This window comes from Paraburkholderia sp. BR10872, assembly GCF_040965835.1.
Taxonomy (GTDB): Bacteria; Pseudomonadota; Gammaproteobacteria; order Burkholderiales; family Burkholderiaceae; genus Paraburkholderia; species Paraburkholderia nodosa_A.
Genome location: NZ_JBFRCN010000002.1, coordinates 278153 through 305104, shown reverse-complemented (window position 1 = coordinate 305104; position 26952 = coordinate 278153). Strand labels below are relative to the sequence as shown.

At 65.8% G+C, this 26952-nt stretch carries 23 protein-coding genes; 14 read left to right on the top strand and 9 right to left on the bottom strand.

Annotation, left to right across the window (positions count from 1 at the left end; translation table 11 throughout):
* Positions 1–76: 76 nt before the first annotated feature.
* Genes AB4Y43_RS03400 through AB4Y43_RS03375 form a run of 6 tightly spaced genes read right to left on the bottom strand, consistent with a single transcriptional unit; the run spans position 77 to position 5845 of the window.
* The gene (locus tag AB4Y43_RS03400) at positions 77–1600 is read right to left on the bottom strand and encodes a response regulator (RefSeq protein WP_368727033.1); all 1524 of its coding nucleotides are present in this window, start codon (positions 1598–1600) and stop codon (positions 77–79) included.
* A complete protein-coding gene (locus AB4Y43_RS03395) occupies positions 1597–3006 on the bottom strand; it encodes a sensor histidine kinase (RefSeq protein WP_368727032.1) in 1410 nt (469 codons plus the stop codon). The genes AB4Y43_RS03400 and AB4Y43_RS03395 overlap by 4 nt, the downstream gene beginning before the upstream one ends.
* Positions 2999–4126, bottom strand: coding sequence for an ATP-binding protein (locus tag AB4Y43_RS03390; RefSeq protein ID WP_069265817.1), 1128 nt, complete (start codon positions 4124–4126; stop codon positions 2999–3001). Before AB4Y43_RS03390 ends, AB4Y43_RS03395 begins: the two co-directional genes overlap by 8 nt.
* Positions 4111–4536, bottom strand: coding sequence for an ATP-binding protein (locus tag AB4Y43_RS03385; RefSeq protein WP_069265818.1), 426 nt, complete (start codon positions 4534–4536; stop codon positions 4111–4113). Before AB4Y43_RS03385 ends, AB4Y43_RS03390 begins: the two co-directional genes overlap by 16 nt.
* Before the next feature lie 42 nt (positions 4537–4578).
* Positions 4579–4938 carry an STAS domain-containing protein gene (locus AB4Y43_RS03380; RefSeq protein ID WP_069265819.1) on the bottom strand — a complete coding sequence of 120 codons (360 nt, stop codon included), beginning with the start codon at positions 4936–4938 and terminating at the stop codon, positions 4579–4581.
* A 40-nt stretch (positions 4939–4978) separates the two neighbouring features.
* A complete protein-coding gene (locus AB4Y43_RS03375; RefSeq protein ID WP_342949037.1) occupies positions 4979–5845 on the bottom strand; it encodes an STAS domain-containing protein in 867 nt (288 codons plus the stop codon).
* 533 nt (positions 5846–6378) lie between these two features.
* Here AB4Y43_RS03375 and AB4Y43_RS03370 point away from each other — a divergent pair.
* The 7 genes from AB4Y43_RS03370 (at position 6379) to AB4Y43_RS03340 (ending at position 15174) form a co-directional block, all read left to right on the top strand.
* Positions 6379–7029 (top strand): phospholipid-binding protein MlaC, encoded by a 651-nt coding sequence (locus AB4Y43_RS03370; protein WP_069265821.1) that lies wholly within the window; start codon positions 6379–6381, stop codon positions 7027–7029.
* Positions 7030–7199: 170 nt separating this feature from the next.
* Positions 7200–9155, top strand: a complete 1956-nt coding sequence (locus AB4Y43_RS03365) for an AI-2E family transporter (protein ID WP_342949036.1) — start codon at positions 7200–7202, stop codon at positions 9153–9155.
* 84 nt (positions 9156–9239) lie between these two features.
* Positions 9240–9491, top strand: a complete 252-nt coding sequence (locus tag AB4Y43_RS03360; RefSeq protein ID WP_256094801.1) for a hypothetical protein — start codon at positions 9240–9242, stop codon at positions 9489–9491.
* A 365-nt stretch (positions 9492–9856) separates the two neighbouring features.
* Positions 9857–10597, top strand: a complete 741-nt coding sequence (locus AB4Y43_RS03355; protein WP_069265823.1) for a 3-ketoacyl-ACP reductase — start codon at positions 9857–9859, stop codon at positions 10595–10597.
* A 221-nt stretch (positions 10598–10818) separates the two neighbouring features.
* A complete protein-coding gene (gene ligD / locus AB4Y43_RS03350; protein WP_368727031.1) occupies positions 10819–13335 on the top strand; it encodes a DNA ligase D in 2517 nt (838 codons plus the stop codon).
* 76 nt (positions 13336–13411) lie between these two features.
* The gene (locus AB4Y43_RS03345) at positions 13412–14338 is read left to right on the top strand and encodes a Ku protein (protein WP_342949034.1); all 927 of its coding nucleotides are present in this window, start codon (positions 13412–13414) and stop codon (positions 14336–14338) included.
* Entirely contained in the window at positions 14335–15174 is an 840-nt protein-coding gene (locus AB4Y43_RS03340; RefSeq protein WP_069265825.1) for a tetratricopeptide repeat protein, read from the top strand. The genes AB4Y43_RS03345 and AB4Y43_RS03340 overlap by 4 nt, the downstream gene beginning before the upstream one ends.
* Before the next feature lie 79 nt (positions 15175–15253).
* Here the strand turns inward: AB4Y43_RS03340 and AB4Y43_RS03335 are convergent, their stop codons facing one another.
* Together AB4Y43_RS03335 and AB4Y43_RS03330 are read right to left on the bottom strand one after the other, a co-directional pair.
* The gene (locus tag AB4Y43_RS03335; protein ID WP_368727030.1) at positions 15254–16114 is read right to left on the bottom strand and encodes a class I SAM-dependent methyltransferase; all 861 of its coding nucleotides are present in this window, start codon (positions 16112–16114) and stop codon (positions 15254–15256) included.
* Positions 16115–16148: 34 nt separating this feature from the next.
* The gene (locus AB4Y43_RS03330) at positions 16149–17132 is read right to left on the bottom strand and encodes a LysR substrate-binding domain-containing protein (RefSeq protein WP_368727029.1); all 984 of its coding nucleotides are present in this window, start codon (positions 17130–17132) and stop codon (positions 16149–16151) included.
* A gap of 166 nt (positions 17133–17298) precedes the next feature.
* On the opposite strand from AB4Y43_RS03330, the gene AB4Y43_RS03325 reads away from it, so the two are divergent.
* The 7 genes from AB4Y43_RS03325 (at position 17299) to araH (ending at position 26130) form a co-directional block, all read left to right on the top strand.
* Positions 17299–19050: an IlvD/Edd family dehydratase gene (locus AB4Y43_RS03325; protein ID WP_069265828.1), complete on the top strand. Its 1752-nt coding sequence runs from the start codon at positions 17299–17301 to the stop codon at positions 19048–19050.
* 75 nt (positions 19051–19125) lie between these two features.
* Positions 19126–20481 carry an MFS transporter gene (locus AB4Y43_RS03320; protein ID WP_342949032.1) on the top strand — a complete coding sequence of 452 codons (1356 nt, stop codon included), beginning with the start codon at positions 19126–19128 and terminating at the stop codon, positions 20479–20481.
* A gap of 40 nt (positions 20482–20521) precedes the next feature.
* Positions 20522–21451 (top strand): dihydrodipicolinate synthase family protein, encoded by a 930-nt coding sequence (locus tag AB4Y43_RS03315; RefSeq protein WP_368727028.1) that lies wholly within the window; start codon positions 20522–20524, stop codon positions 21449–21451.
* A gap of 56 nt (positions 21452–21507) precedes the next feature.
* Complete coding sequence (locus tag AB4Y43_RS03310) at positions 21508–22437, top strand: Gfo/Idh/MocA family protein (protein ID WP_368618771.1); 930 nt, start codon at positions 21508–21510, stop codon at positions 22435–22437.
* Between the two features lie 56 nt (positions 22438–22493).
* Positions 22494–23498, top strand: coding sequence for an arabinose ABC transporter substrate-binding protein (locus AB4Y43_RS03305; protein ID WP_069265832.1), 1005 nt, complete (start codon positions 22494–22496; stop codon positions 23496–23498).
* A 55-nt stretch (positions 23499–23553) separates the two neighbouring features.
* A complete protein-coding gene (gene araG / locus AB4Y43_RS03300) occupies positions 23554–25092 on the top strand; it encodes an L-arabinose ABC transporter ATP-binding protein AraG (RefSeq protein ID WP_141710724.1) in 1539 nt (512 codons plus the stop codon).
* 27 nt (positions 25093–25119) lie between these two features.
* Positions 25120–26130: an L-arabinose ABC transporter permease AraH gene (araH, locus tag AB4Y43_RS03295; protein ID WP_069265834.1), complete on the top strand. Its 1011-nt coding sequence runs from the start codon at positions 25120–25122 to the stop codon at positions 26128–26130.
* A gap of 65 nt (positions 26131–26195) precedes the next feature.
* Here the strand turns inward: araH and AB4Y43_RS03290 are convergent, their stop codons facing one another.
* The gene (locus tag AB4Y43_RS03290; protein ID WP_069265835.1) at positions 26196–26921 is read right to left on the bottom strand and encodes a FadR/GntR family transcriptional regulator; all 726 of its coding nucleotides are present in this window, start codon (positions 26919–26921) and stop codon (positions 26196–26198) included.
* Positions 26922–26952 lie beyond the last annotated feature (31 nt).

Sequence of the window (26952 nt, the reverse complement as noted above, 5' to 3'; positions counted from 1 at the left end):
GACGAAGTGTGGGGAAACGGGCGCGAACGGGGCCTGGGTGGCGCGAACGGTCGGCAGGCGGACCGCGCGGCGCCACTCAATCCGGCGGCGCGTTGTCGATTTCCCGCAGAATCTCTTCGAACGGCGCGGGCTTGACGAGATGCCGGTCGAAGCCTGCCTCGCTCGCTGCCTGGCGGTCGCGCTCCTGGCCGTAGCCCGTCAGCGCGATCAATTGCACGTGCGCAGTGGCCGGCCCGGCGCGCAGCGCCTTCGCCAGCGCGTGACCGTCCATGCCGGGCAAGCCGATGTCGAGAATCGCGACGTTGGGCAGGAAGCTCTGCGCGAGCGCGAGTGCGCTCGGTCCGTCGTGCGCCACGCGCACCTCGTGGCCTTCGAGTTCCAGCAGCATGAGCAGCGAAGAAGCGGAATCGACGTTGTCGTCGGCGATCAGCACGCGGCGGCGCGGCGGGGCGATTTGTTCCCCGGCGCCCGGCGCCTCGTCGCGCGGCGCTTCGCACTGCGGCGCCCGCGCGAGCGGCAGACGCACGACGAATTCCGAGCCGTGTCCAAGCCCGTCCGAATGGGCGCTCACCGAGCCGCCATGCAGTTCCGCGAGTTCGCGCACGAGTGCGAGGCCGATGCCGAGGCCGCCATCGGCGCGTTTCAGAGCTTCGCGCGACTGCATGAAGAGCTCGAACACGTAGGGCAGCTCGTCGGGCGCGATGCCGATGCCGTTGTCGCGCACGCGAATCAGGATCTCGTAGACGTCCTGTTCGAGCCGCAACGCGATCTGGCCGCCTTCGGCCGTGTACTTCGCGGCGTTGGAAAGCAGGTTGCTCATGATCTGCGCCACGCGTATCGCGTCGCCGGTCACGTGGCACGGCTCGCAGTCGATCTCGACCGTGAGCGTTTGCGATTTCGCGTCGAGGAAGGGCCGGCTCGTTTCCACGGCGGTCTGGACGATCTCGCGCAGGTCGAGCGTGCTCATCTGCAGCGCGATCTTGCCGTGCGAGATGCGCGAGACGTCGAGCAGGTCGTCGACGAGGCGGCCGAGATGCTCGACCTGGCGGCTCGCGATCTGCCGCGCGTCGGCGCGCATGACATCGTTCGCGCCATGGCGCGGGTCGAGTAGCGCGATGGCGTTGCGAATCGGCGCGAGCGGATTGCGCAGTTCGTGCGCGAGTGTCGCGAGGAAGCGGTCCTTGCGGCGGTCGGCGTCACGCAGCGCTTTTTCGGCCGCGTAGAGGCGCAGGAGCGCGCGCACGTTCGCCACCAGCTCGGCGGGCTCGACGGGCTCGGTGAGGTAGCTGTCGGCGCCGCCGTCGAGCGCGAGAATCTTGTCGCGCGTCTGCACCGCGGCGGCGGAGGTCTGCAGCACGAGCGTGGAGTTAGTATCCGGGTCTGCCTTGATGAGGCGGCACACTTCGATGCCGCTGATGTCGGGCAGCTTCACGTCGAGCAGCACGATCGCAGGCGCCTGTTCGCGCACGGCTTCGAGCGCGGCCTGGCCCGTCGCGGCTTCGATCACGGCGTAGCCGGCGTGGCGCAGCACGCGCGACTTCACGTAGCGCGCGCCTTCGTTGTCGTCGACGTTGAGGATCAGCGTGGCCTGCGCGTTCATGGCGCCGCGTCCCCGGAGGTCTCGGGTTCGTCCTCGACGGACGTCGCGAGGCACACCGGCACGTTCAGGCGGAACGTCGAGCCCACGCCGGGCTCGCTTTCCACGCCCACTTCGCCGCCCAGCAGCGCCGCAAGCTTGCGGCACAGCGGCAGGCCAAGACCCGTTCCCTTCACGCGCTGCTGGAGGCGGTTCTGCACCTGGCCGAACTCCTCGAAAATGATCTGGTGGTGTTCGGGAGCAATTCCGATGCCCGTGTCCGCAACGAAGAAGGTGATGCGCGCTTCGTCGCCGTCGCCGGGCATGCACTGGGCGCCCACGCGAATCTGCCCGCGCTCGGTGTACTTGAGCGCGTTCGAGACGAAATTGCGCAGGATCTGCGTGAGTTTGGGTTCGTCGGTGTAAAGCTGCGGCAGGCCTGCCGTGGAACCGAACTCGAGCGTGACCTCCGGCGTATCGAGCAGCGGCATGAGCATGGTGCGCAGCGCGGCGAAGAGGTCGGCGGCATCGAACCACGTGGGCACGACTTCGGTCTTGCCGGCTTCGATCTTCGCGAGATCGAGCAGGTCGTTCACGGTCTCGCCCAGGCTTTCCGCCGACGAAAGAATCAGCTTGACCTGGCGTTCCTGCTCCACGCTCAGGTCGCCATCGAGCCGGTTGAGCAGCAGGTTGGCGAGCGCGCGGATCGAACTGAGCGGTGTGCGCAATTCGTGGCTCATGTTCGAGAGAAAGCGCGTCTTCATCATGTCGGCGCGGCGCAGCTCCTCGGCGCGCTCGTCGAGTTCGGCGTAGAGCGCCACCACGCCGCGGTTGGTCGCTTCCAGCTCCTGCGTGAGGCGCGAGAGTTCTTCCTGGCGTTCGCGCAGTTCGTCGAGCGCCGTCACGAGTTCGCGGTTCTGCTGCTGCAGTTCTTCGAGCGAGTCGCCATGCGCGCCTTCCTGCGGACTGCGTGCGGCGAGTTCGTGCACGATGCGCTCGAGTTCCGGGCCACTCGCCTCGCCGCGCTCGTGCGGCAAGTCGCGCGTCATGGTGACGGTCGTGCCGCCAGTCGACGAGCAAATCTCGAAGCGGTCCATGAGGCGGCGGCTGCCCGTGATGCCGAGGCCCATGCCGCCCGGCGAGCGATAAGTGCCGTCGAGCACGGCTTCGAGTTCGCGCACGCCGGGGCCCTGGTCGCTGACCTGCACGGCGAGCGCTTCGCGCGGCCGCTCGCCTTCCAGCGCGAAGGCGACTTCGCCGCCGCCCGCATATTCGAACGCGTTGCGGGCGATTTCGGAGACGGCGCTCGCAATGCGCGTCTGGTCGAGCGGCGAGAAGCCGAGTCCGGCGGCGAGCTCGCGCGCGCGGCGACGCGCGGCGACGACGTCCTGGGCGGTTTGCAGCCGGATGCGCAGCAGGGGCTTATTCATGATTCAACTGTACTCCGGGGCGGGCGCGCACGACGACGACGGTGGCGTCGTCGCGCCGGCGCGCGAAGTCTCGGTAGAGAACGGCCGCGATCACGGCGGCGGGCTGGTTGGCGAGGCCGGGCCAGGCGGCGAGGTCCCAGCGGGTGCCGATGCCGTCCGAATGCAGGACGAGGAGCGCGTTCTCGCTCCACGTCAGCTCGAACTCCTGGGTGCCGCGCATCGTGTGGCCCACGATGCCGTTGCGCGAGACGAGCTGATAACACTCGCGCGCGGGTGGTGTGCCTGCGCCGGCGGAGCGCTGCGCGTGGCCGGTCGAAGCGCGGTTATCGATGGGGCGGCCCGCGCCATACGCGACCGCCGAGATGTTGCCCGTGCCGCAAAACGCGAGCGCGCCGCGCGCCAGATCGATGCGCACGAGCGCGAGCGCCGCGCCGCGCGTGGGGCGCAGGGCCGCGTGCGAGAGTTCCATGAGTGCGGCGGGCGCGAGGCCGGCGCGGCGGCGCAACACGTCGAGCGCGGCCACGGCGGCCACGTGGGCTTCGGCACCGTGGCCGAGCCCATCGGCGAGTGCGAGCGTGAGGCCGCTCTGGTCGGCCTGCGCCTGCCAGCCGTCGCCGCAGACTTCCTCGCCGGGGTAAGGCACGCAGACCCCGCCGATCTCGGGTCTGGTGAATGCCGCGAGCGCTGCGTTGACGCCGCTTTTCTGCACGAGCACGCGCAACACCGTGCCCGCGCCCGGCTGCGAGTAAATGGCGAACTGGTTCGAGAGCCGCCGGATCGCGCCGAGCCCGGTGCCGGGCGTCCCGGTCGTGGAGTGGCCGTCGGCGAGGGCGATGCCCACGTCGGCCATGCCGGGGCCGCTGTCGAGCGCGATCAGCTCCACCGCGCCCTCCAGCGCGCGCACGAGCAGTTCGCCGTGGCCGGCATGCTTGAGGATATTGGTGGCCGCTTCCGTGAGCACGATCGCGAGGCGGCCGGCGTCGGTCTCGCTGAGCGCCGCAAAGCGCGCGGCTTCGCTGGCGCCGCGGCGTGCAAAGGCGACGCCGCTGGCGTCGCCGATCTCGAAGGAGCGGTGGGTGCCGCCGGCAGAACCGGCCGCGCCGTCTAGCGTACTTTCCATTTCGTGATGGTGACCGTTGTACCGCTGCCCGGTGTCGATTCGATCGTGAACTCGTCGCACAGTCGCCGCGAGCCGCCGAGGCCGAGTCCCAGGCCATTGCCGCTCGTGAAGCCGTCCTGCAGCGCGCGCCCGATATCAGCAATACCCGGACCCTGATCGACGAACGAGAGCCGCAGTCCCACGCGCACGCCTTTTTCCAGCACGTCGAGCCGCGCATCGCCGCCGCCGCCATGCTGCAGCGTGTTGCGTGCGAGCTCGCTCGCCGCCGTCACGAACTTGGTCTGTTCGATGAGCGAGAAGCCCTGCGCGATCGCGGCGTCGCGCACGATCTGTCGCAGCCGGACGATTTCCTCGTCCGATCTCAGGCTCACCTGGGCCGCAAGCCTTCCGGTCGTGTCGTTGCTATTCATGATTGAACGCAAGAGACGTGCTAGCTAACGGAGTCATCGGACTCAACGGAGCTGCCGCTGCTTGAGCAGCGCCATGCCTTTTTCGACGTTCAGCGCGGTGCGCACGCCCGACAGCGTGAGACCGAGCTCGACCAGCGTGATCGCCACGGACGGCTGCATGCCGACCACCACGGTCTGCGCGTCGAGCACCATCGCCATGGCGGCCGTGTTGCTGATCATGCGGCCGATGAACGAGTCGACCACGTCGAGCGTCGAGATGTCGATCAGCACGCCCTTGGCCGACTCTTTCACGATGCGCTCGGTAAGGTCGTCCTGCAGTGCGATCGCGAGGCGGTCGTGCATGTCCACCTGGATCGTGACGATCAGGCAGTCGCCGAGGCGCAGAATCGGAATGCGTTCCATCGTGTGCGGTTCCCCGTGCTTCAGTGGCGCTGAGTGGCGTTCAGGTCGTGGCCTTCGGCGAGATGATGGTCGCGCCGATGCGCTGCAACGCGATGACGAAGGCGTCGGCGAGCGTGGACTTGGTCGTGACGTTGGTGAGATCGACGCCCAGATGCACGATGGTCTGCGCGATCTGCGGGCGGATGCCGCTGATGATGCAGTCCGCGCCCATGAGGCGCGCGGCGGCCACGGTCTTGAGCAGATGCTGCGCGACGAGCGTGTCGACGGTGGGCACGCCCGTGATGTCGATGATCGCGAGGCCCGCACCCGTGTCGACGATCTTCTGCAGCAGGCTCTCCATGACGACCTGGGTGCGCGCGGAATCGAGTGTGCCGATGAGCGGCAGCGCGAGGATGCCTTCCCAAAGCTGCACGACGGGCGTGGAAAGCTCGAGCAGTTCTTCCTGCTGGCGCGCGATGATCGCTTCGCGGCTCTTCTGGAAAATGTCGGTGGTGTAGATGCCGAAGCCATCGAGCAGCAGGTTGACCTGCCAGCTCACATGGGCAAGCTCGGCGGCGTTGTTCGCATACGCCTCGCGCAGCCGCGCATAGAGCGGCTCCTTGAACGAGAACACGAAGGTGGCCGTCTCGACAGGCGTGTAGCCCTGACGTGCGCGATGCGCCGACATGTCCGCGAGGAATGCGCGCACCGGCTCCCAGTCCGGGCTGCCCGAATCGAAGGTTCCGGTGTTAGGCAGCGTGTCGAGAAAGACATTCAGGAACGCCGAAAACTGCTCGCGAATTTCCCCCTCCATCGCAAGGCCGCGGCGCAGCGCGATCGGCAGATGCAGGCGCAGCCATTCCGCGAGCAGCGTGTCGCGATGCTGGCCGAGGATGTCCGCAATGCGAACCTGTTCCGGTGTGTTCATGCGATCTCCTGAGCGATGGGGCCACGCCTCCTTTCTGGACGAGCCGCTGAACCTTGCACCCTCGTATCGATTCGATCCCAATTGCATGGCGATTGAACCGATTACGCGGTCAGTCAAGGCGAGCGAACGGGCGGGCGTGGGGCTGCATGCGTTTTTCGTGCCCGCTGTTCCGCGCAACGACTGCTGGGCCTGCGGCGCGCGGGAGCGTCCGCTTTGCCATGACGCGCTTGTAGTTTTTACAGGGCGGTCTTTATGTGCAGATGAGTGAGCCTTGTTTTGGGGTGGCCCGCTATGTCATGGAATGGTATGTAACTTGCTTTACCGTAGCGCCTTTCGGGCTGGAGGCGTTCCTCGGAAGCCGGTGCGCGGGCTCGCACGCCCCGCGCGTGAAGGCATGAACGCACGAGCCGCACAGCGATCCGACCGGACCCCGCCCGACCCGCTAGACTGAGCGCTGGCGTGCGCTTGCGCGAAGCGTGCGGTTTGTCGATTTCGCGCCCGCTCGCCTCTCCCGCCATTGCCCAGAGATATCGATGACCAGGTTATTCCGCATGACCGCGCTGCTTGCGTGGTGTCTGTCGTTCCTGCCCGCTACGGCGGCATTCGCTCAATCGGCCCAGGTGGACCAGTCGGACCCGCAGGCGCTCATCAAGACCGCCACGCAGCAGATCCTCGACGAGGTCCGCACGAAGGCCATCGCGCCCGACGATATCGCGCGCATCCAGGATATCGTCAACCGCGACATTCTTCCGTACGTCGATTTTCGCCGCACCACGCGCCTCGCCATGGGGCCGCACTGGCGCACCACGACGCCCGAGCAGCAAGCGCAGATCGAGCAGCAGTTCCAGCTGCTGCTGATCCATCTCTACTCGGGCGCCATCGCGCAACTCAAGCCTGACCAGAAGATCGAGTACCCGCCCATGCGCAGTTCGCCAGGAGACACCGACGTCGTCGTGCGCACGCTCGCGCAGACCAGCAGCAATCCGGTTGAAATCGATTACCGCCTGTACAAGACGCCGCAGGGCTGGCGCCTTTATGACCTGAACGTGCTCGGTGCGTGGCTGATCCAGACCTATCGCCAGCAGTTCAACGAGAAGATCCAGCAGGGCGGCGTGGACGGGCTCATCCAGTTCCTGACCGCGCGCAACCAGGAGCTCGTCACGGGCAAGACGCAGACGCAGTGACGTGCGGTTTTTGCGTCCGCCTCTCGCGACCTGCGAAAATCTGGACGGCTGCGCCTCACGTATGGAGGCGCTGTACCATTTCCAGGTGCGCCTCGTGCGTATAGATGGGCCGTGCGCTTGCCCGAGCCCGCGCGGTCCCGATGTTTCTTTTTTTGCCGATCCGATCCGACATGAATTTCCCGCTGCCGCCGCAGGGCCGACGCAACCGGGTGTTTCCGCCAAGCCCGCCGACGCTGCACAGCCTCGCCTCCGTCATTACCGGCGTGGTCGTGGTGTGCGGCCTGTACTTTGGGCGTGCGGTGCTGATTCCCATTACGCTCTCGGTGCTGCTGAGCTTTCTGCTGGCGCCGCTCGTGACCACGCTGCGGCGCTTTCATCTGCCACAGTTCCTCGCCATCCTCGTTGCGGTGCTTTCCACCGTGCTCGCGCTTGCCGGTGTGGGCGCGCTGATCGCCGCGCAGGTCTACCAGCTTTCCGCCTCCCTGCCGCAGTACCAGGAAGAGATCGAGCAGAAAGTGCAAACGGTGCAGGAAAAAACCGTAGGCCGCGCCGATTCGCTGATGTCGCGAGCCGCCACCGCGCTGCAGCGTGTGACGCCCACGCCGCCGCCCGCGCCGCCGCAGCCGCGCGGGCGCGCGGCGCGCAATCAGCCGCAGCAGCCCATGCCCGTGGAGATCCATAATCCCGCGCCCACGCCGCTTACGCTCGCGCAAAAGGCGCTCGCCCCAGCTATCGCGCCGCTCGAGACGACCTTCATCGTGCTGGTGGTGACGATCTTCATCCTGTTCCAGCGCGAGGATCTGCGCGACCGGCTCATCAGCGTGTTCGGCTCAGACGACCTGCACCGCACCACAACCGCCATCAACGACGCCTCGCAGCGGCTCTCGCGCTACTTCGTCGCGCAAGTCGGCGTGAACGTCACGGTGGGCGGCGTGATCGCGCTGGGGCTGGCGGGCATCGGCGTGCCGGGCGCGCTGTTGTTCGGCGCGGTGGCGGCGCTCATGCGCTTCGTGCCGTACATCGGAATCTGGATCGCCGCGATCATGGCGACGATCGTCGCCGCGGCCACGCAGCCGCAGTGGACCATGGGCGTCACGACGCTGATCTTCTTCATCGTCGTGGACGTGGTGGCGGGTCAGTTCGCCGAGCCGATGGTCTATGGCAAGCGCTCGGGCCTTTCGCCGCTGGCCGTGGTAGTGGCGGCGATCTTCTGGAGCTGGCTGTGGGGGCCTGTGGGGCTGGTGCTTTCCACGCCGCTCACGCTGTGCATCGTCACGCTGGGCCGCTACGTGGACCGGCTGAACTTCCTCACGATCCTGCTCGGCGACCAGCCCGCGCTCACGCCGGCGCAAACCTGCTACCAGCGCCTGCTCGCCGACGATCCTCATGAAGCGCTGCTGCAGGCGGACCGGCTGCTCACGAGCATGCCGCTCATCGACTACTACGAGCAGGTGGTGTTCGAGGGCCTGCGCTTCGCGCGCAACGACGCCTTGCGCGGCGTGCTGCCCGGCGAGCAGGTCGCACGCATCAACCAGGCGCTGCTCGATATCGTCGAGGATCTCGAATCCGTGGACGATTCTCGCCACACCGCAGCCGAGGAGGAGAGCGCCAGGAAGTCCGTCGAAGGCGCGGACGAAGGCGCCAAGGTAATCGAGTTCACGCTCTCGCCGGACGCGGGCGAGGTGCTCTGCGTACCCGGACGCGGCGCGTTCGACGACGTGGCGGTGGCGATCGTCGGCCAGTTGCTCATGCGGCGCAACATTCCCTGCACGGCCACCACCTACGACGAAGTGCGCGCCACGCGCGGGGCCATGATCGACGAGCGCTCGCCGGCCATCTGCCTGGTGTCGCTCGATGCGCCCGAGTCGGCGCCGTACCTGCGCAATCTCGTGCGGCGCCTGCGCGAGCGTGCGCCCGACGCGACCATCGTGGTGGGCATCGGCGCGGCGCTGCGCGACGACGGAGCAGGCATTGCCGACGACCCCGGCACGCTCTTCCCGACCTCGCTGCGCAACCTCGTGGAGGAATGCGGCGCGGCGCTCGTGCCGGCTCACACGCCGCAAAGCGAAAAGAGGGCGGCAGCACCGGATATGCAGGATCAATATAGTGCGGGAGCGAAATTGTGACAGTCATGCCCGTGTCACATTAAGGCTCGAATATATGCGGCCCTGTGCCCCTGGTTGCGGCATGAAAGTTACTGGGAGACGACATTGCTGAGCCCTAAGGAATTCGCCACGCTGATGCTGGTCCGCCATTCGCCGGACCAGATCGACATGAATCGCCAGGAACTGGACACGCTGCTCGAGCGTCAGCTGGTTGCGCTCGAGCATTGGACGGAAGGCCACCGCCGGCTGTCGCTCACGATCGCCGGCCGCTCGCTGCTCGAAGCCGTGGGGCGGCTGGAATACGTGACGGGTTTGCCCGAGGGGTATGGCAACGAGCGCCTCGCCGCCGGCCTTTGATGCTTGTGTGATTCTCACGCAGTGAGCCTGCGCGCGGCCCGGCCTCGAATGGAGCCGGGCCGTATCTTTATGCAAAACACATTTCCCCGCTTGCATTTACTGAGGCATGCCAGGTAATTGTGTGCTTTTGCCCACGCCCGCAGGCGTGATCGTCTTGTGTCCCCCAAAGGGCGCTGCTACGCTGAGTCGGTTCTCCGGCGGTATCGAGCGAAGGCCGGCGCACGCTGTCTTACGGAAGGATTGCGGCAGGCGTTTTCCTGTACGGGTATTTCCCCATCGCCCGGCTTGGTGGCGCTCGTCAAACTGACTCCATCCTCCAGAGTCTTTCCCAACTCACCTACCCCCCTAAAGCAAAAGGAGGATCTATGGCAAAGCGTATTGCCTACGTGACCGGCGGCATGGGCGGCATCGGAACGGCCATCTGCCAGCGTCTGCACAAGGATGGCTACACGGTGGTCGCGGGCTGCGGCCCGAACTCGCAGCGCAAGGCGCGCTGGCTCGACGAGCAGAAGGCGCTGGGCTACGAGTTCGTCGCGTCGGAAGGCAACGTGGCCGACTGGGACTCCACGGCTGCCGCGTTCGAGAAGGTGAAGAAGGACGTCGGCGAGATCGACATCCTGGTCAACAACGCCGGCATCACGCGCGACGTCGTCTTCCGCAAGATGACGCACGAAGACTGGATCGCGGTGATCGACACCAATCTCACGAGCCTCTTCAACGTGACCAAGCAGGTGATCGACGGCATGATCGAGCGGGGCTTTGGGCGGGTGATCAATATTTCGTCGGTCAACGGGCAGAAAGGCCAGTTCGGTCAGACGAATTACTCTACGGCCAAGGCCGGCATTCACGGCTTCACCATGGCGCTCGCGCAGGAAGTGGCGACCAAGGGCGTGACGGTCAACACCGTTTCTCCCGGCTATATCGGCACGGACATGGTGAAGGCGGTGAAGCCCGAAGTGCTCTCGAAGATCGTCGACAGCATTCCGGTGCGGCGCCTCGGCGAGCCGCAGGAAATTGCCTCGATCGTGGCGTGGCTCGCGTCCGACGAAGCAGGTTTCTCGACCGGCGCGGACTTCTCGCTCAACGGCGGCCTGCACATGAGCTGAGCATTGCCGCGGCTTCTTGCGCGGTGCTTGTGAGCACAACGAAGTGATCTGGCGGGAGCGGCGAAATGCCGGCTCCCGCCTCGTATTTGGGGGCGCCGGTTTTGTGCTGGGTCTGGAATCGGCGTCCGGCGACCGCAGCGCAGGACACGTGAGGCAGGCGCGCTCGCGCCACGCGTTCCACTTGCGACGCACCAGGCGAGAGTTCTTCCTAGACTATCGTCATGGCCTCGACCCGCGACCGCAATCCGTCATCACCGCCGCTTTCCCGCTACGGAAAAAAGCGGGATTTCAGTGTCACGCCTGAACCGGCGCCGCCGGCTGCCAGCTCGCCCATTGAAAATGGACATCTGGGCTTCGTCGTGCAGAAGCACTGGGCGAGCCGGCTGCACTACGACTTCCGGCTCGAACTCGACGGGGTATTGCTCTCATGGGCCGTGCCCAAAGGTCCGTGTTACGACCCGAAGGAAAAACGGATGGCCATTCACGTGGAGGACCATCCTGCCGACTACGCGGGTTTTGAAGGCACGATTCCGGCAAAGCAATACGGCGCTGGCGACGTGATCGTCTGGGACCGTGGCACCTGGGAACCCGTCGGTGATCCGCGTGAGGGGATGACTGCGGGCAAGCTGGTCTTCCGTCTCCACGGCGAAAAACTTGCCGGACTCTGGGAGCTGGTCCGCATATCGAAGCCCGGCGACAGGCAAGACCAGTGGATGCTGTTCAAGAAGCGCGATGCCTGGGCGCAGCCGCTTGCCGAATACGATGTCATCAAGGCGCTTCCGGATAGCGTGACGGCGAAGCCGCTCGGGCTCATCGAGGAACGTGCGCCGCGGGCAGCGAGGCCTGCGCGCAGCGAATCGTCGGAGATCGACCTTTGCGCGGCGGTGTCTGCTCCGTTGCCTGCCAGGCTCGAGCCCCAACTCGCGACCCTGGCGCCATCACTTCCCACAAGCGGTGATTGGGTAACGGAAGCCAAGCTCGACGGCTATCGCATGCTGTCCCGCGTCGCCAAAGGCCGTGTGCGACTCATCACACGAGGCGGTCATGACTGGACAGCGAGGTTTCCCGCGCTTGCAGCAGAGGTCGAGGCGCTTGCGCTCAACAGCGCGTGGCTGGATGGCGAAATCACCGTCCTCAAAAACGGCCTTCCCAGTTTCGCTGCGTTGCAAGATGCGATAGACGGCAACGCGAATCAAGACATCGTCTACTTCCTGTTCGACCTGGTGTACCTCGACGGGAAAGACCTCAGGAAGGTGCCGCTGTGGTCGAGGCGCATGCTGCTCGCGCAGCTTCTTCACGATGCCGGTGAGCACATCCGGTTCAGCGAGGACTTCGAGGCGCCCCCGACCCAACTGTTCGAGGCCGCCTCGGGCCTGGGCCTGGAAGGCCTCATGCTCAAGCGCCGCGACGCGCCTTATGAGTCGGGGCGGACCCAGACGTGGCTCAAGGCAAAATCCCGGCTCCGGCAGGAACTGGTCATCTGCGGGTTCACGGCCCGAGGCGGCAAAGACGGAGAGATTGGCAGCCTGTTGCTTGGCTATTACGCAGACGGCAGGCTTCGCGACGCTGGAAGCGTCGGCACCGGCTGGGACGCCAGGATCGCGCGGGACCTGTGGGCGCGGCTGACGCCGCTCGAAGTCGATGCAGCACCCTTTGAAGTCGACGTCGCGAGGTCGCGCCGGTGGGCCCGGCGCTCGGCCGGCAGTGAGCGGTGGGTTCGCCCTGAACTCGTCGCAGAGGTCGAATTCGCGGACTGGACTGCCGATGGCGTCATCCGGCAGGCCTCGTTCAGAGGTCTGCGCATCGACAAGCCGCCAGGCGGCGTCGTCCGGGAGGGGGGGAAGACGCAGGCGCCGGAGCCGCAACTGAAGCTGAAAATCACGCATCCGGAACGCGTCGTCGACCCATCGACGGGTGTCACGAAGGCGGACCTCGTGCGCTACTACGCGAGTATCGCGGAGCGGATGCTGCTTCACCTGAAGGCCCGGCCCATTGCGATGGTTCGCGCGCCCGCAGGCATCGCCGAAGACCTGTTCTTTCAGAAGCATGCCGAGAGAACAGGCATGCCCGGATTGACGGCTCACGACCGCAGTCTCTGGCCGAATCATCCGCCCCTCTTGAGCGTCGACACGGTCGATGCGCTGCTGTCGGCGGCACAGATGAACGCCGTCGAGTTTCACACCTGGAATTCGACCGTTCGACGTCTCGACAAGCCCGACAGGGTCATCTTCGACCTGGACCCAGGCGAGGGCGTGAAATGGGGACGCGTTCAGGAAGCGGCGCTGCTGGTTCAAACGTTGTTGTCGGAACTGGGGCTGCACGCCTGGCTGAAGACGAGCGGCGGAAAGGGCTTGCACGTCGTCGTGCCGCTCGCGCCGCGGCTGGACTACGATGCGGTCAAGTCGTTCTCGCAGGCATTCGTGCGGCATCTGGCGAAGACGATTCCCGAGCGCTTTTCGGCGACCGCCGGGGCTTCGAACCGGGTCGGAAAGGTCTATGTCGACTACTTGCGCAACGGCAAGGCACAGACCACCGCTGCGGCATTTTCCGCGCGTGCGCGACCCGGGATGGGCGTCTCGATGCCGGTCGCCTGGGAGCAGTTGAACGACCTCAAGAGCGGGGCGCAGTGGACCGTACAAACGGCCCGCGAGTATCTGAGCTTCCAGCAGCAGGACCCGTGGGCCGATTACTGGTCGGGGTCGCAATCGTTGGCACCGGCGATAAAGCGCCTAAAATGAAACGACCGCCGGTCGGCGGCGGCACGCGCTTTGCGTGAGCGACGTGCCGAACCTGCAAATCCGCGAGGAGAAGTCCATGCCCGCCCGCTCAATTGCTTCCCTGACGCTGTCCTTCGGGCTCGTTTCGATTCCGGTGAAGCTCTATACCGCTACCGAGAGTTCGTCCGACATCCGGTTCCACATGCTGGCGCCCGACGGCTCGCGCGTGAAGCAGCAATACGTCTCCGAGAAGACGGGCGATGTCGTCGAGCGCTCGAGCATGAACAAGGGCTACGAATTCGAAAAGGACCGCTTCGTGGTCTTCACCACCGACGAGCTAAAGGCGCTGGAAGACGCTGCGAGCCATGTCGTCGAAATCATGGCCTTCATCCCGGAAGAGGCGATCAACCCGGTCTTCTACGACAAGGCCTACTACATTGCACCCGACAAGCGCGGCGGCAAGCCGTATAGCCTCTTGCAGCAGGCGCTCGTGCAGAGCGGTCGCTGCGCGTTGGCGAAATGGGCGTCGAAAGGACGGACGCGGATCGTGCAGGTGCGCCCCGAAGAAGATGGACTCGTCTTTCAGCAACTGCTGTACGCCGACGAGGTTCGCTCGCTGGCTGACCTCCATGTCGAACATGTCGACGTATCCGATACCGAGATGAAACTCGCGCTGCAGATTATCGAGCAGGGCTCCGAGGACAATTACGACCCGACTGCGTACGAAGACGAAGAGAAGAAGCGCATCCTCGCAGCCATCGACGAAAAGATCGCAGGCAAGCAGGTCGTCGTTCACGAGGCTCGCGAAGAGCTTGCGGGTGGCGGACAGGTTATCGACCTGATGGATGCATTGCGGGCGAGTTTGAAGGGTGGTGCAAAAGCGAAGGCCGCTCCGGCGCCCAAGCGTAGCAAGAGCGCGGAGCCCGTTACCGAACTGCCTGTCGCGCCCAGGACGCGCAAGCCGCCGGCGCGTGCCGCCAAGGCGCCCGCTGAAGCGCCTGCCAGGGTGCGGGCACGCAAGTGACGCCACAAGTCGCCGCGCGCGAAATTTCGATGCGCGAGTTGCAGGCCATGCTGGGCGTTTCCCGGAGGGTGGTATCGGGCCTCATTGCTGCAGGATTCGTCAACCCGTCACGCGGACCGCGAAACGCCTACCGCTTCACGTTCCAGGACGTCGTGCTGCTGCGTACGGCGTTGCAGCTGCGCGATGCGCGTATTCCACCGCGCAAGATCATCATGGCGCTCACGCGGCTCAGAGACGAGTTGCCCGATCAGTTACCGCTTACGGGGATTCGCGTATCGGCAGTCGGCAACGACGTGGCCGTGCGAACGGGTCCTTCGCAGTGGGATGCCGCCACCGGTCAGTTCCTGCTGGATTTCGAAGTGGCGCAGATCAAGGGCGATGTCGTGTTTCTCGACTCGGCGCCTGCTCAAAAGAATCTCGCGCATCAGGCGCAGGAGTGGTACGACCTCGGCGAACAGTTGAGAGCATCCGATGTGAACGGCGCTGAACGGGCGTACAAGAAGGCTATCGCGCTATCGCCGCAACCTTTTTATCCTGCCTACGTTGACCTGGGCGCGCTGCTGTGTGAACTCGAATCCCGGTGCGAAGATGCGCTGCATGTATTCGATGAGGCGTTGGCTCACTTTCCCGACGATGCCGTGTTGCACTTCAATCGCGCGATTGCGTTCGAGGAGCTGGGACGCTTCGAAGACGCCGAGCGAAGCTATATGCGCTGCCTCGAACTCGACCCGACGTACGCGGACGCTCACCACAACCTGGCCATGCTGCTCGAAAGACGTGGCGACCCGCAGGGTTTGGTTCGTCATTTGAGCGCGTATCGACGGTTGACTACCTAAACCGTGCAGAAGGTGGCAAGTGGGCCAGAATGCGCGCAAAAACACAGCTTTCCCCGCACAGACCGCGACAACCCCCGCCTCAAACCGTCCCCACCAGAATCGACTCCCCGCTAGCCGGCCTCAGCCCATCGCTTCGTCCTGCGAAGTAAAGTGCGGTGAGATCCGCGGTCGAAACATGACGCGCATTGCGCAACCCGGCCTCGCTTGCCAGCGCAAGCATCTCATCGGGCGCGAAAAAGCTCACGAACGGCGTACCTGCCGCCTTCGCGCGTTCATACACGGCGGCATGCTGCGAGCGCTCGGGCTCGTCGATGAGTTCGAGTGGCAGGAGGAAGGTCATGACGAGCGTCGAGCCCGGTGCGAGTTGCGCGATCTGCCGCAGCGTCGCGAGGTTCGCCTCGCGCGTGAGATACATGGAAACGCCCGTCGAGGCGATCACCGCGGGACTCGCGGCATCGAACCCTGCCGCGGCGAGCCGTTCCCACCACGTCTCGCCGGCTTCGAAATCCACCGGCACGAAGCGCAGCCACGCCTGCTCGCGATACCCCAGCTCCATGAGCCGCTGACGCTTCCATGTCTGCGTGCCCGGCTTGTCCACTTCGTACACGTGCAGGCGCGAGGCGATTTCGGGGTGGCGCTGGGCGAACGTGTCGAGTCCCGCGCCGAGAAGCACGTACTGGCGGGCGAGCCCGTTAGCGGTCTGTTCGGCGACAAGGTCTTCGACGAAGCGCGCGCGCCCGACGATCGAGGCACGATAACCGCGCGTCCCTTCAGGGTGCATATCGGGCCGCTCGCGCCAGTTCGACTCCGGTGCGGCGATCTGCATGCCGGTTTCGTCTTCGAGCACGTGGGGCGCATCGTCGACCTGGACGTGCAGCGCGCGCCACAGCGCGACGCGAATGGCGGTGCTGTCGGGAGCGGCGGGATGGCTGGCGGGCATGGTTCGGTCCTCTCGCGCGGGTTTCGTCGCACGATTATCGCGCGCCTTGCTCGCGGCCGTGTGTCCCGTAGATGTCGGCGCTCACCTGCCGCAACGCCTCGATCATCACGCTCGCCGCGGGCGTGAGGAGGCCGTCCGCGCGCGTGATGATGCCGAAGTCGTCCATCTGGCAATCCATCGGCACGGGCAGGATCGCGACCATGCCGTGCGCCGCGTAGTAGCGCGCCACGTCCTCGGTGAGCACGGCGATCATGTCGCTTTGCTCCAGCACGCGCGTGATGAACAGCAGCGCGGGTGTCTCGACCACGTTCGATGGGGGCGCGAGGCTCGCGCGCTGGAACATCAGCTCGAAGCGGTGGCGCAGCACGCTGCCAACGGGCGGCACGACCCACGTGGCGCGCGCGATGTCGGCGAGCGCGATCGGTCGGGCTTCGTCCTGCGCCGCCACGAGCATGGGGTGCCCCGGCCGGACCACGGCGCACACGGGCTCGCCCGCGAGCGGTTCGTAACGCAACTGGAGCTTGTCGTGCTCGGCGGACAGGCGGCCCAGCACCACGTCGAGCTTGTCTTGCGCCAGGTGTTCGAGCAGCACGTTGCTGGCGTCGATCTCCACGGAGACGCGCAGGTTCGCATGCGTGCGCTTGACCGCCGCAACGGCCGCCGGCAGCACGCGCACGCCAGGCGAGGTGATCGCGCCCACCGCCACGTGGCCAAGGCGCCCGGCCTTGAGCGCGCTAAGCTCCTCCTGCGCCTGGTCCAGGCTGCCGAGCACGGCGCGCGCGTGGCGGATCAGCGCGTCGCCGTACAGCGTGGGCCGCATGCCGCGCGGCATGCGTTCGAACAGCACCGCACCGAGCATGTCTTCGAGCTCGCGCAGGAGCTTCGAGGCGGCGGGCTGCGTCATGTTCAGCGCCGCCGCCGCGCGGTGAATGTTACCTTCCTCCGCCAGCGCCACGACGAGGAGCAATTGCCGCGTTTTCAGCCGCGTGCGCACGTACCAGGGGCTCGTATCGAGCATGTCTCCGCCTGATTTCCCAAATAGTTTTAGGTGTTTATACCAATGCCGATTTCGATATCGGAAGCGTCCATTATTTCATTAGGAGGTTATCAGACTTCTCCGTAGACTGTCCCGAATCCATCGCTCGAAGCACTCGGCGAACTACTCGCTCTACACAACGAACACGATGTCGGATACCAAACCCAAACTGCGCTCCCAACAGTGGTTCGGCACCACGGACAAGAACGGCTTCATGTACCGAAGCTGGATGAAGAATCAAGGCATTCCCGATCACGAATTCGATGGTCGCCCGATCATCGGCATCTGCAACACCTGGTCGGAACTCACGCCCTGCAATGCGCATTTCCGCAAGCTCGCCGAGCACGTGAAGCGCGGCATTTATGAAGCGGGCGGCTTCCCGGTCGAATTCCCGGTGTTCTCGAACGGCGAATCGAACCTGCGTCCCTCGGCCATGCTCACGCGCAATCTCGCCTCCATGGACGTGGAAGAGGCGATTCGCGGCAACCCCATCGACGCCGTCGTGCTGCTGTGCGGCTGTGACAAGACCACGCCCGCGCTGCTGATGGGCGCGGCGAGCGTGGACGTGCCCGCCATCGTCGTGACCGGCGGCCCGATGCTCAACGGCAAGCACGAAGGCCGTGACATCGGCTCCGGCACGGTCGTCTGGAGGCTGCACGAGGAGCTGAAGGCGGGCGAGATCAACCTGCATCAGTTCCTTTCGGCCGAAGCGGGCATGTCGCGCTCGGCGGGCACCTGCAACACCATGGGCACTGCCTCGACGATGGCCTGCATGGCCGAATCGCTCGGCGTTTCGCTGCCGCACAACGCCGCGATTCCCGCCGTCGATTCGCGCCGCTACGTGCTCGCGCACATGTCGGGCATCCGCATCGTGCAGATGGCGCTGGAAGACCTGAAGCTCTCGAAGGTCCTCACGCGTGAAGCGTTCGAGAACGCCATCCGCACCAACGCCGCGATTGGCGGCTCGACCAACGCCGTGATTCACCTGAAGGCGATTGCCGGGCGCATCGGCGTCGATCTCGAACTGGAAGACTGGCAGCGCATTGGCCGCAACACGCCGACCATCGTCGATCTGCAGCCGTCGGGCCGCTTCCTGATGGAAGAGTTCTATTACGCGGGCGGCCTGCCGGCGGTGCTGCGCCGGCTCGGCGAAGCGAACCTCCTGCCGCATCCCAATGCGCTCACGGTCAACGGCAAGTCCATCTGGGACAACGTGCGCGAGGCGCCCAATTACAACGATGAAGTGATCCGTCAACTCGACAACCCATTGATCGCGGACGGCGGCATCTGTATCCTGCGCGGCAATCTCGCGCCGCGCGGCGCCGTGCTCAAGCCTTCGGCGGCCACGCCCGAGCTGCTCAAGCATCGGGGCCGCGCCGTCGTGTTCGAAAACTTCGACCACTACAAGGCGACGATCGCCGACGAGTCGCTCGATGTCGACAAGGACTCCATCCTCGTGATGAAGAACTGCGGCCCGCGCGGCTACCCCGGCATGGCCGAGGTCGGCAACATGGGCCTGCCGCCCAAGCTGCTGCGCCAGGGCGTGAAGGACATGGTGCGCATTTCCGACGCGCGCATGAGCGGCACGGCTTACGGCACGGTGGTCCTGCACGTGGCGCCCGAAGCGGCGGCGGGCGGCCCGCTCGCGGCGGTGCGCAACGGCGACTGGATCGAGCTGGACTGCGAATCGGGCCGCCTGCATCTGGACATCAGCGACGAGGAACTCGCGCGCCGTCTGAGCGATGTCGATCCGGCGGCCGCGCCCGGCGTGGCGGAGCAGCTGGGCAAGGGCGGTTATGCGCGCCTTTACGTCGATCACGTGCTGCAGGCCGACGAGGGTTGCGACCTCGACTTCCTCGTGGGCAAGCGCGGGGCGGCGGTGCCGCGGCATTCGCACTGAGCGGTTGATGCAATGAGCCAGGGCGCGCCGGCGCGCTGAGCGCAGCAAAAGAGAAGAAACGAGCCTGGAGACACGATGACGAACCCGCAGGTGCTGCAACACGAAAGCCCCGCTGCAATGGTAAGCGCCAGCAGCGAGGAAAAGCACATCGTCGGCCATATCGCGCGCCGGCTGCTGCCTTTTCTCGCGCTGATTTATGTGGTGGCGTACGTCGATCGCACCGTGGTCGGCTTCGCGAAGCTGCACATGAACGCGGCCGTGGGCCTGTCCGACGCCGCCTACGGCCTGGGCGCGGGCCTCTTCTTCATCGGTTATTTCCTCTGCGAAGTGCCGAGCAATCTCGCGCTCGCGCGCTTCGGCGCGCGCGTGTGGTTCGCGCGCATCCTCTTCACGTGGGGCGTGATCACGATGCTGATGGCGCTCGTGAGCGGCCCGAAGAGCTTTTACGCGTTGCGCTTTCTGCTGGGCGCGGCGGAGGCCGGGCTCTATCCCGGCATTCTGTATTTCCTCACGCAGTGGTTCCCCATGCGCCACCGCGCGCGCGTGATCGGCCTGCTCGTGCTCGCGCAGCCCATCGCCGGCATCGTCACGGGCCCGATCGCGGGCGCGCTGCTCGAAACGCACGGCTTTTTCGGCATGTCGAGCTGGCAGACGCTCTTCGTCGTGAGCGGCCTGCCTGCCGTGCTGCTGTGCATTCCCACGCTGCGTCTGTTGCCCGAATCGCCCGCGCATGCACGCTGGCTCGACGACACTGAGCGCCGCTGGATCGCGCGCGAACTCGCCGCCGACCAGCGCACCTACCGCCTCGACACGCATCGCAACCCATTCAGCGCGCTCAAGGACCGCCGCGTGCTGCTGCTTGCGCTGCTGTTCCTGCCGTTTCCGCTGTGCATCTATGGTTTGTCGCTCTGGTTGCCTACCATTATCAAGGCGTTCGGCGTGAGCGATTCCACGGCGGGCCTGCTTTCCGCGGTGCCGTATCTGTTCGCGGTAGCGGGCTTGCTGATCGTGCCGCGCCATTCGGACAAGCATCGCGAACGCTACGGCCACATCGTCGTGGTCTCGGGCGTCGCGGCGCTGACGATGGCCGCGAGCGCGTGGTTTCACGCGCCGGCGCTGCAACTGCTGTTCATCTGCCTGACCGCTTTTTCGATCTACTCGATTCAGGCCGTGGTCTGGGCGCTGCCCGGCGAGTTCCTCACCGGCGCGAGCGCGGCCGTGGGGATCGCGACGATCAACTCGCTCGCGAATCTCGGCGGCTATCTCGGCCCCTATGGCATCGGGCTCATCAAGGACGCGACGGGCAGCCTGGCGGCCGGGCTTTACTTTCTCGCGGCCACGCTGGTGTTCGCGGTGCTTGTGACGTTCGCCGTGCGCGCGGTGCTGCGCACGCCTCGCCGCAGCACGGGAGAGCTGGCGAGCGAATCGTGAAGGCGCGGCCTGACACTCTTTCTCAAGCAGGACTGAAGACATGACTACGAGCCGTACGCCCCGATTCAGGGGCATTTTCCCCGTCGTGCCGACCACGTTCACCGAAACGGGCGAACTGGATCTGGCAAGCCAGAAGCGCGCCGTCGATTTCATGATCGACGCGGGCTCGGACGGCCTGTGCATTCTCGCGAACTTCTCGGAGCAGTTCTCGCTCTCCGACGACGAGCGCGAAGTCATCACGCGCACCGTACTCGAGCACGTGGCAGGCCGCGTGCCCGTGATCGTGACGACCACGCACTACGGCACGCCGGTTGCCGCCGCACGCAGCAAGCGCGCGCAGGAGCAGGGCGCGGCGATGGTGATGCTCATGCCGCCGTACCACGGCGCGACCTTCCGCGTGCCCGAGCAGCAGATTTACGACTTCTACGCGCGCGTGTCCGATGCGATCGACATTCCGATCATGATCCAGGACGCGCCTGCGAGCGGCACGGTGCTCTCCGCCCCGTTCCTCGCGCGCATGGCCCGCGAGATCGCGCAGGTCTCGTACTTCAAGATCGAAACGCCGGGCGCGGCAAACAAGCTGCGCGAGCTGATCAAGCTGGCGGGCGAGGCCGTCGAAGGCCCGTGGGACGGCGAAGAAGCCATTACGTTGCTCGCGGACCTGAACGCCGGCGCGACCGGCTCGATGACGGGCGGCGGCTTCCCGGACGGTATTCGCCCGATTATCGTAGCCCACCGCGAAGGCCGCACCGACGACGCATTCGCGCTCTACCAGAAGTGGCTGCCGCTCATCAATCACGAAAACCGCCAGGCGGGCATGCTCGCCTGCAAGTCGCTGATGAAGGAAGGCGGCGTAATCGAGTGCGAACTGCCGCGCCACCCGCTGCCCGCGATGCATCCCGCGACGCGCGCCGAACTGATCGACATCGCGCGCCGCCTCGATCCGCTCGTATTGCGCTGGGGTAGATAAATCATTCGTCATGCAGAATAAAAAATCTCCCTGAAAAGAAGGGGCGGAGATACGTCATGAAAGCGTCCTATACGTTGGGTATCGTCGGCGTGGGCAAGATTGCGCGCGACCAGCATCTGCCCGCCATCGCGGGCAATCCCGGCTTCGAACTCGTCGCGAGCGCGAGCCGCAACGCGCAGGTCGAGAACGTGCGCAACTACAAGGACATCGGTGCGCTGCTGGCCGCCGAGTCCGATCTCGACGCCGTGTCGCTGTGCGCGCCGCCGCAGGTGCGCTACGCGCAGGCGCGCGCCGCGCTCGAAGCGGGCAAGCACGTCATGCTCGAAAAGCCGCCTGGCGCGAGCGTGAGCGAAGTCGAGGCGCTGCGCGAACTCGCGCAAAAGCGCGGCCGCACGCTGTTCACCACGTGGCATTCGCGCTGCGCGAGCGCCGTCGAACCCGCGCGCGCGTGGCTCGCCGAGCGCACCATTCGCGCCGTGCACGTGCGCTGGAAGGAAGACGTGCGCCGCTGGCATCCGGGTCAGCAGTGGATCTGGGAACCGGGCGGCCTCGGCGTGTTCGATCCGGGCATCAACGCGCTTTCCATCGTCACGCGCATCCTGCCGCGCGAAGTGCTGCTGCAGGGCGCGACGCTGCATGTGCCGAGCGATTGCTCGACGCCGATCGCAGCCGAACTCGATTGCATCGACACCGATGGCGTGCCCGTGCGCGCCGAGTTCGACTGGCGCCACGGTCCGGTCGAGCAATGGGAAATCGATGTGGAGACCACGGACGGCCTGCTCTCGATCGCGGAAGGCGGCAAGCGCCTCGCGATTGCGGGCGAGCCGGTCGCGCTCGACGCGGAACGGGAATATGCGGCGCTCTATGAGCGTTTTCACTGGTTGATCGCCCACGGCACCGACGACGTGGACGTGCGCCCGCTGCGCCTCGTGGCGGACGCGTTCCTGCTCGGCAGGCACGTCGAAGTCGAGGCCTTCGGGCATTAAAGACGCTTCTTTCAAGCATTACACACGCAGCACACCACACCTGAGGAGACAGGAGCATGACCAGCAAGATCCGCCGTTTGACCCTTCGTGCCGCATTCGCGGCGATGTGCATCGCCCCGCTCGGCATGAACGTGGCGGCGCACGCCGACTCGCCCGTGAAGATCGGCTTCCTCGTGAAGATGCCGGAGCAGGCATGGTTCATCAACGAGCAGAAGGCCGCTACGGCACTCGGCCAGAAAGAGAACTTCTCGGTGGTGAACATCGGCACGCCGGACGGCGAGAAGGTGCTCGCCGCCATCGACAACCTCGGCGCGCAAGGCGCACAAGGCTTCGTGATCTGCGCGCCGGACGTGCGTCTCGGACCGGCCATCCAGGCGCGCGCCAAGCGCTACAACATGAAGTTCGTGACGGTGGACGACCAGCTCGTCGACTCGTCGGGCAAGCCGATCGCCAGCGTGCCGCACCTCGGTATGTCGGCGCTCAAGATCGGCAATCAGGTCGGCCAGGCGATCACCGACGAAATGAAGCGCCGCGGCTGGAAGCCGGAAGAAGTGGGTGCGCTGCGTATCACCGACTATGAACTGCCCACGGCGAAGCTGCGCACGGACGGCGCGACGCAATCGCTGCTGGCCGGCGGCTTCAAGAAGGAAAACATCTTCGACGCCCCGCAAAAGACCACCGACGACGAAGGCGGCTTCAATGCGGCGTCGCCGGTGCTCGCCCAGCATCCGAACATCAAGAAGTGGGTGGTGTTCGCGCTCAACGAGGAAAGCGTGCTGGGCGCCGTGCGCGCGACCGAACAGCTGCACATTCCGTCGGCCGACGTGATCGGCGTGGGCATCAACGGCGCAGGCGAAGCGTTCGCCGAGTTCCAGAAGAAGCAGCCTACGGGCTTCTACGGCACGATCGCCGTGAGCTCGACGAACCACGGCAAGGAAAGCGCCGAGAACCTCGTCGAGTGGATCCGCGACGGCAAGCAGCCGGCCGCCGACACGCAGACCACCGGCAAGCTGATGACGCGCGACAACTGGACGGCCGTGCGCAGCGAGCTGGGTATCTAAGGACTGCGTAGAAGACTGAGGCGAAGCAAAGGGCAGGGATGCAATGACTGAAACGATGACTGATGCGAACGCGCAAGCGAACGCGGTGAAGGGCGCTCAACAGGGGAATCGCGCGTACCTGGAGCTCGACGGCATTACCGTGAGCTTCCCGGGCGTGCGCGCGCTCGACCGCGTGGCGCTGGAAGTGCGTGCCGGCGAAGTGCACGGCTTGATGGGCGAGAACGGCGCGGGCAAATCCACGCTGCTCAAGGTGCTCTCGGGCGTGAACCAGCCGCAGGAAGGCACGCTCGAGCTGAATGGCGTGGAGCACCGCTTCACGACCACGAAGGCGGCGCTCGAAGCGGGTATCGCGATCATCTATCAGGAACTGCATCTCGTGCCCGAGCTGACGGTGGCGGAAAACCTGATGCTCGGGCAGTTGCCCAATCGCCTCGGCGTGCTCGACGAAGGCACGCTCGTCAAGCGCGCGATGGATGAACTCAAGCGGCTTGGCGAGCGCATCGATCCGCGCACGCCGGTGAAGAATCTCTCCATCGGCCAGCGCCAGATGATCGAGATCGGCAAGGCGCTCATGCGCGACGCGCGCGTGATCGCCTTCGACGAACCGACCAGCTCGCTCTCGGCGCGCGAGACGGAGAACCTCTTTCGCATCATCAACGCGCTGCGCGCGGATGGCCGCGCGATCATCTACGTCACGCACCGCATGGACGAAGTCTATGAGCTCTGCGACCGCGTGACGGTGTTCCGCGACGGCAAGCGCATCGAGACGTTCGATTCGGTAGCCGATCTCGACCGCAATCGCCTGATCGCGGCGATGGTGGGCCGCTCGATCGAGGACGTGTACGGCTATCGTCCGCGCCAGGCGGGAGACGTGCTGATCGAAGCGAAGGGCCTGCTGGGTCCCGGCCTGGCCGAGCCGGTATCGTTTACGGCGCGGCGCGGCGAGATCGTCGGCTTCTTCGGGCTCGTGGGCGCCGGGCGCTCGGAACTCATGAAGCTGATCTACGGCGCGACGCGCGCCAGCGCGGGGCATGTCGAACTCGACGGCAAGCGCGTCAATTTCGCGAGCCCTCGCGACGCCGTGCGCGCGGGCCTCGCACTATGCCCCGAGGACCGCAAGCAGGAAGGCATCGTCGCGATCGCCTCGGTGGCCGACAACCTCAACATCAGCGCGCGCCGCCACTTCAGCCCCGCGCGCTTCCTCCTCGATGCGCGGCGCGAGCGCGATCTCGCGCAGGACTACATCAAGAAGCTCGCGATCAAGACGCGCAACGGCGACACGGCCATCGGCACGCTCTCGGGCGGCAACCAGCAGAAGGTGATTCTGTCGCGCTGGCTCGCCGAGCGCATCGAGGTGTTCCTGATGGACGAGCCCACGCGCGGCATCGACGTGGGCGCGCGCGCCGAGATCTACAACCTGCTGTACGAGCTCGCCGAAGCGGGCAAGACCGTGATCATGGTGTCGAGCGACCTGGCCGAAGTGATCGGCGTGTCGGACCGCATCATCGTCATGCGCGAAGGCCGGATTGCCGGCAGCCTGCCGAAGGCCGAAGCTTCGCCCGACGAACTGATCAAGATGGCGCTGCCGCGCTGAAATCCTTTTTGTAACGATGAACCAGAAATGAGTGAAGCCATGCAGCCACAGGGCACGCCTACCGTCAACGAAGCCGCCGCGCCGATTACCCCCCAGCGCGCGCGGGCGTGGGACATGATCAACAAATCGGGCATCGTGGTGGTGTTCGTGGTGCTGTTCGCGGTGCTATCCGCCACGGTGCCCGACTTCCTCACGACCCGCAACATTCAGGGCCTGCTGCTCTCCGTCACGCTGATCGGCTCGATTGCCGTCACGATGATGTTCGTGCTCGCGCTGGGCGAGGTCGATCTTTCGGTCGCCTCGATCGTGGCGTTCGCGGGCGTGGTGGCCTCCACGGTCATCACGCAGTCGCATAGCGTGCTGCTCGGCATTACGGCCGGCGTGCTCGCGGGCGGCGCGGTCGGGCTCGTGAACGGCGTGCTGATCGCGCGCTTCAAGATCAACTCGCTGATCGCCACGCTCGCGATGATGGAAGCGGTGCGCGGCCTCGCCTTCCTCACCTCGAACGGCGACGCCGTGATGATCTCCGAAGAGCGCTTCTTCGATCTGGGCGGCGGCTCGTTCCTGGGCATCTCGTACCCGATCTGGAGCAACATCATCGGTTTCGTGGTGTTCGGTTTCCTGCTCAAGAAAACCGTGTTCGGCAAGAACGTGCTGGCGGTGGGCGGCAATAGCGAAGCGGCGCGGCTTGCCGGCCTGCCGGTCACGCGCATCAAGATCACGGTGTTCGTGCTGCAAGGGCTCATTACGGGCTTCGCGGGCGTGATGCTGGCCTCGCGCATGAGCCTCGGCGACCCGAAGACTTCGGTGGGCCTCGAACTCGGCGTGATCTCGGCCTGCGTGCTGGGCGGCGTGTCGCTCACGGGCGGCGTGGCGACGATCTCGGGCGTCCTGGTGGGCGTGCTCATCATGGGCGCGGTGCAGGACGCCATGAGCCTCATGAACGTGCCGACGTTCTATCAGTACCTGATTCGCGGCGGCATCCTGCTGCTCGCGGTGCTGTTCGACCAGTTCCGCCGCAGCAAGCGGGCGGTGTGAGGCAAGCGCACGTCGATGGGCCGCGCAATGCGGCCCAGGTGCGGCGGCGCTTCAGTCTGCGACCCTCAGGTTTCCAGCCCCGCCCCGCCCAGAATCGACTTGGCGTCGGCGCGCGCATTGTCGAGTTGCACGACGCTCGCCTGCCGCGCCGCAAGCGCGTCGCCGTGCTCGATGGCCGTGAGAATCGCCTTGTGGCGCGGCAACGAAAGGGCGTGTGTGTTGGGATGGCGGCTCGTGAGCTTGATCGACTCGGAAAGCGCGAGCGAGAGCATGTTGCCGATGTACGCCAGCATGTTGTTATGCGTGGCGGCCATGATCGCGCGGTGGAATTCCAGATCGGGTTCGAGCAGGTCGGCGGCAGTCTCCGCCTGCTCCATGCGGGCGTAGGCCGCGGTGATGCGGGCGCGGTCTTCGTCGTTTGCTGAAATCGCGGCAAGTGCCGCGGCGGCGGGTTCGATGATCTGCCGCACGGTCATGAGCGAGCGGAAGAACTCGCCTTCGGGAATGCTGTTGACGGTCCAGTACAGCACGTCGGGGTCGAGCATGTGCCATTCTTCGCGCGGGCGAACGACACTGCCCACGCGCGGCTTCGACACCACGAGACCCTTGGCGACCAGCACGCGCGTGGCCTCGCGCAGCACGGGCCGGCTCACGCCGTAGGTTTCGCACAGCGTGGGTTCGGGCGGCAGGCGCTGCCCGGGGGCGAGCGTGCCGCCTACGATCTGCATGCCGAGCTCCTGCACGATGCGCGCGTGCATGCTCTTGCGTTTCTCTAGATTGCGGTAATCCATGATTGTCCGGCCGGGGGCTACCCGATCGGAG

Coding starts and splice junctions, on each gene's coding strand:
- AB4Y43_RS03400 (WP_368727033.1), bottom strand. CDS start 1,600: ATGAACGCGCAGGCCACGCTGATCCTCAACGTCGACGACAACGAAGGC.
- AB4Y43_RS03395 (WP_368727032.1), bottom strand. CDS start 3,006: ATGAATAAGCCCCTGCTGCGCATCCGGCTGCAAACCGCCCAGGACGTC.
- AB4Y43_RS03390 (WP_069265817.1), bottom strand. CDS start 4,126: ATGGAAAGTACGCTAGACGGCGCGGCCGGTTCTGCCGGCGGCACCCAC.
- AB4Y43_RS03385 (WP_069265818.1), bottom strand. CDS start 4,536: ATGAATAGCAACGACACGACCGGAAGGCTTGCGGCCCAGGTGAGCCTG.
- AB4Y43_RS03380 (WP_069265819.1), bottom strand. CDS start 4,938: ATGGAACGCATTCCGATTCTGCGCCTCGGCGACTGCCTGATCGTCACG.
- AB4Y43_RS03375 (WP_342949037.1), bottom strand. CDS start 5,845: ATGAACACACCGGAACAGGTTCGCATTGCGGACATCCTCGGCCAGCAT.
- AB4Y43_RS03370 (WP_069265821.1), top strand. CDS start 6,379: ATGACCAGGTTATTCCGCATGACCGCGCTGCTTGCGTGGTGTCTGTCG.
- AB4Y43_RS03365 (WP_342949036.1), top strand. CDS start 7,200: ATGAATTTCCCGCTGCCGCCGCAGGGCCGACGCAACCGGGTGTTTCCG.
- AB4Y43_RS03355 (WP_069265823.1), top strand. CDS start 9,857: ATGGCAAAGCGTATTGCCTACGTGACCGGCGGCATGGGCGGCATCGGA.
- ligD (WP_368727031.1), top strand. CDS start 10,819: ATGGCCTCGACCCGCGACCGCAATCCGTCATCACCGCCGCTTTCCCGC.
- AB4Y43_RS03345 (WP_342949034.1), top strand. CDS start 13,412: ATGCCCGCCCGCTCAATTGCTTCCCTGACGCTGTCCTTCGGGCTCGTT.
- AB4Y43_RS03335 (WP_368727030.1), bottom strand. CDS start 16,114: ATGCCCGCCAGCCATCCCGCCGCTCCCGACAGCACCGCCATTCGCGTC.
- AB4Y43_RS03330 (WP_368727029.1), bottom strand. CDS start 17,132: ATGCTCGATACGAGCCCCTGGTACGTGCGCACGCGGCTGAAAACGCGG.
- AB4Y43_RS03325 (WP_069265828.1), top strand. CDS start 17,299: ATGTCGGATACCAAACCCAAACTGCGCTCCCAACAGTGGTTCGGCACC.
- AB4Y43_RS03320 (WP_342949032.1), top strand. CDS start 19,126: ATGACGAACCCGCAGGTGCTGCAACACGAAAGCCCCGCTGCAATGGTA.
- AB4Y43_RS03315 (WP_368727028.1), top strand. CDS start 20,522: ATGACTACGAGCCGTACGCCCCGATTCAGGGGCATTTTCCCCGTCGTG.
- AB4Y43_RS03310 (WP_368618771.1), top strand. CDS start 21,508: ATGAAAGCGTCCTATACGTTGGGTATCGTCGGCGTGGGCAAGATTGCG.
- AB4Y43_RS03305 (WP_069265832.1), top strand. CDS start 22,494: ATGACCAGCAAGATCCGCCGTTTGACCCTTCGTGCCGCATTCGCGGCG.
- araG (WP_141710724.1), top strand. CDS start 23,554: ATGACTGATGCGAACGCGCAAGCGAACGCGGTGAAGGGCGCTCAACAG.
- araH (WP_069265834.1), top strand. CDS start 25,120: ATGAGTGAAGCCATGCAGCCACAGGGCACGCCTACCGTCAACGAAGCC.
- AB4Y43_RS03290 (WP_069265835.1), bottom strand. CDS start 26,921: ATGGATTACCGCAATCTAGAGAAACGCAAGAGCATGCACGCGCGCATC.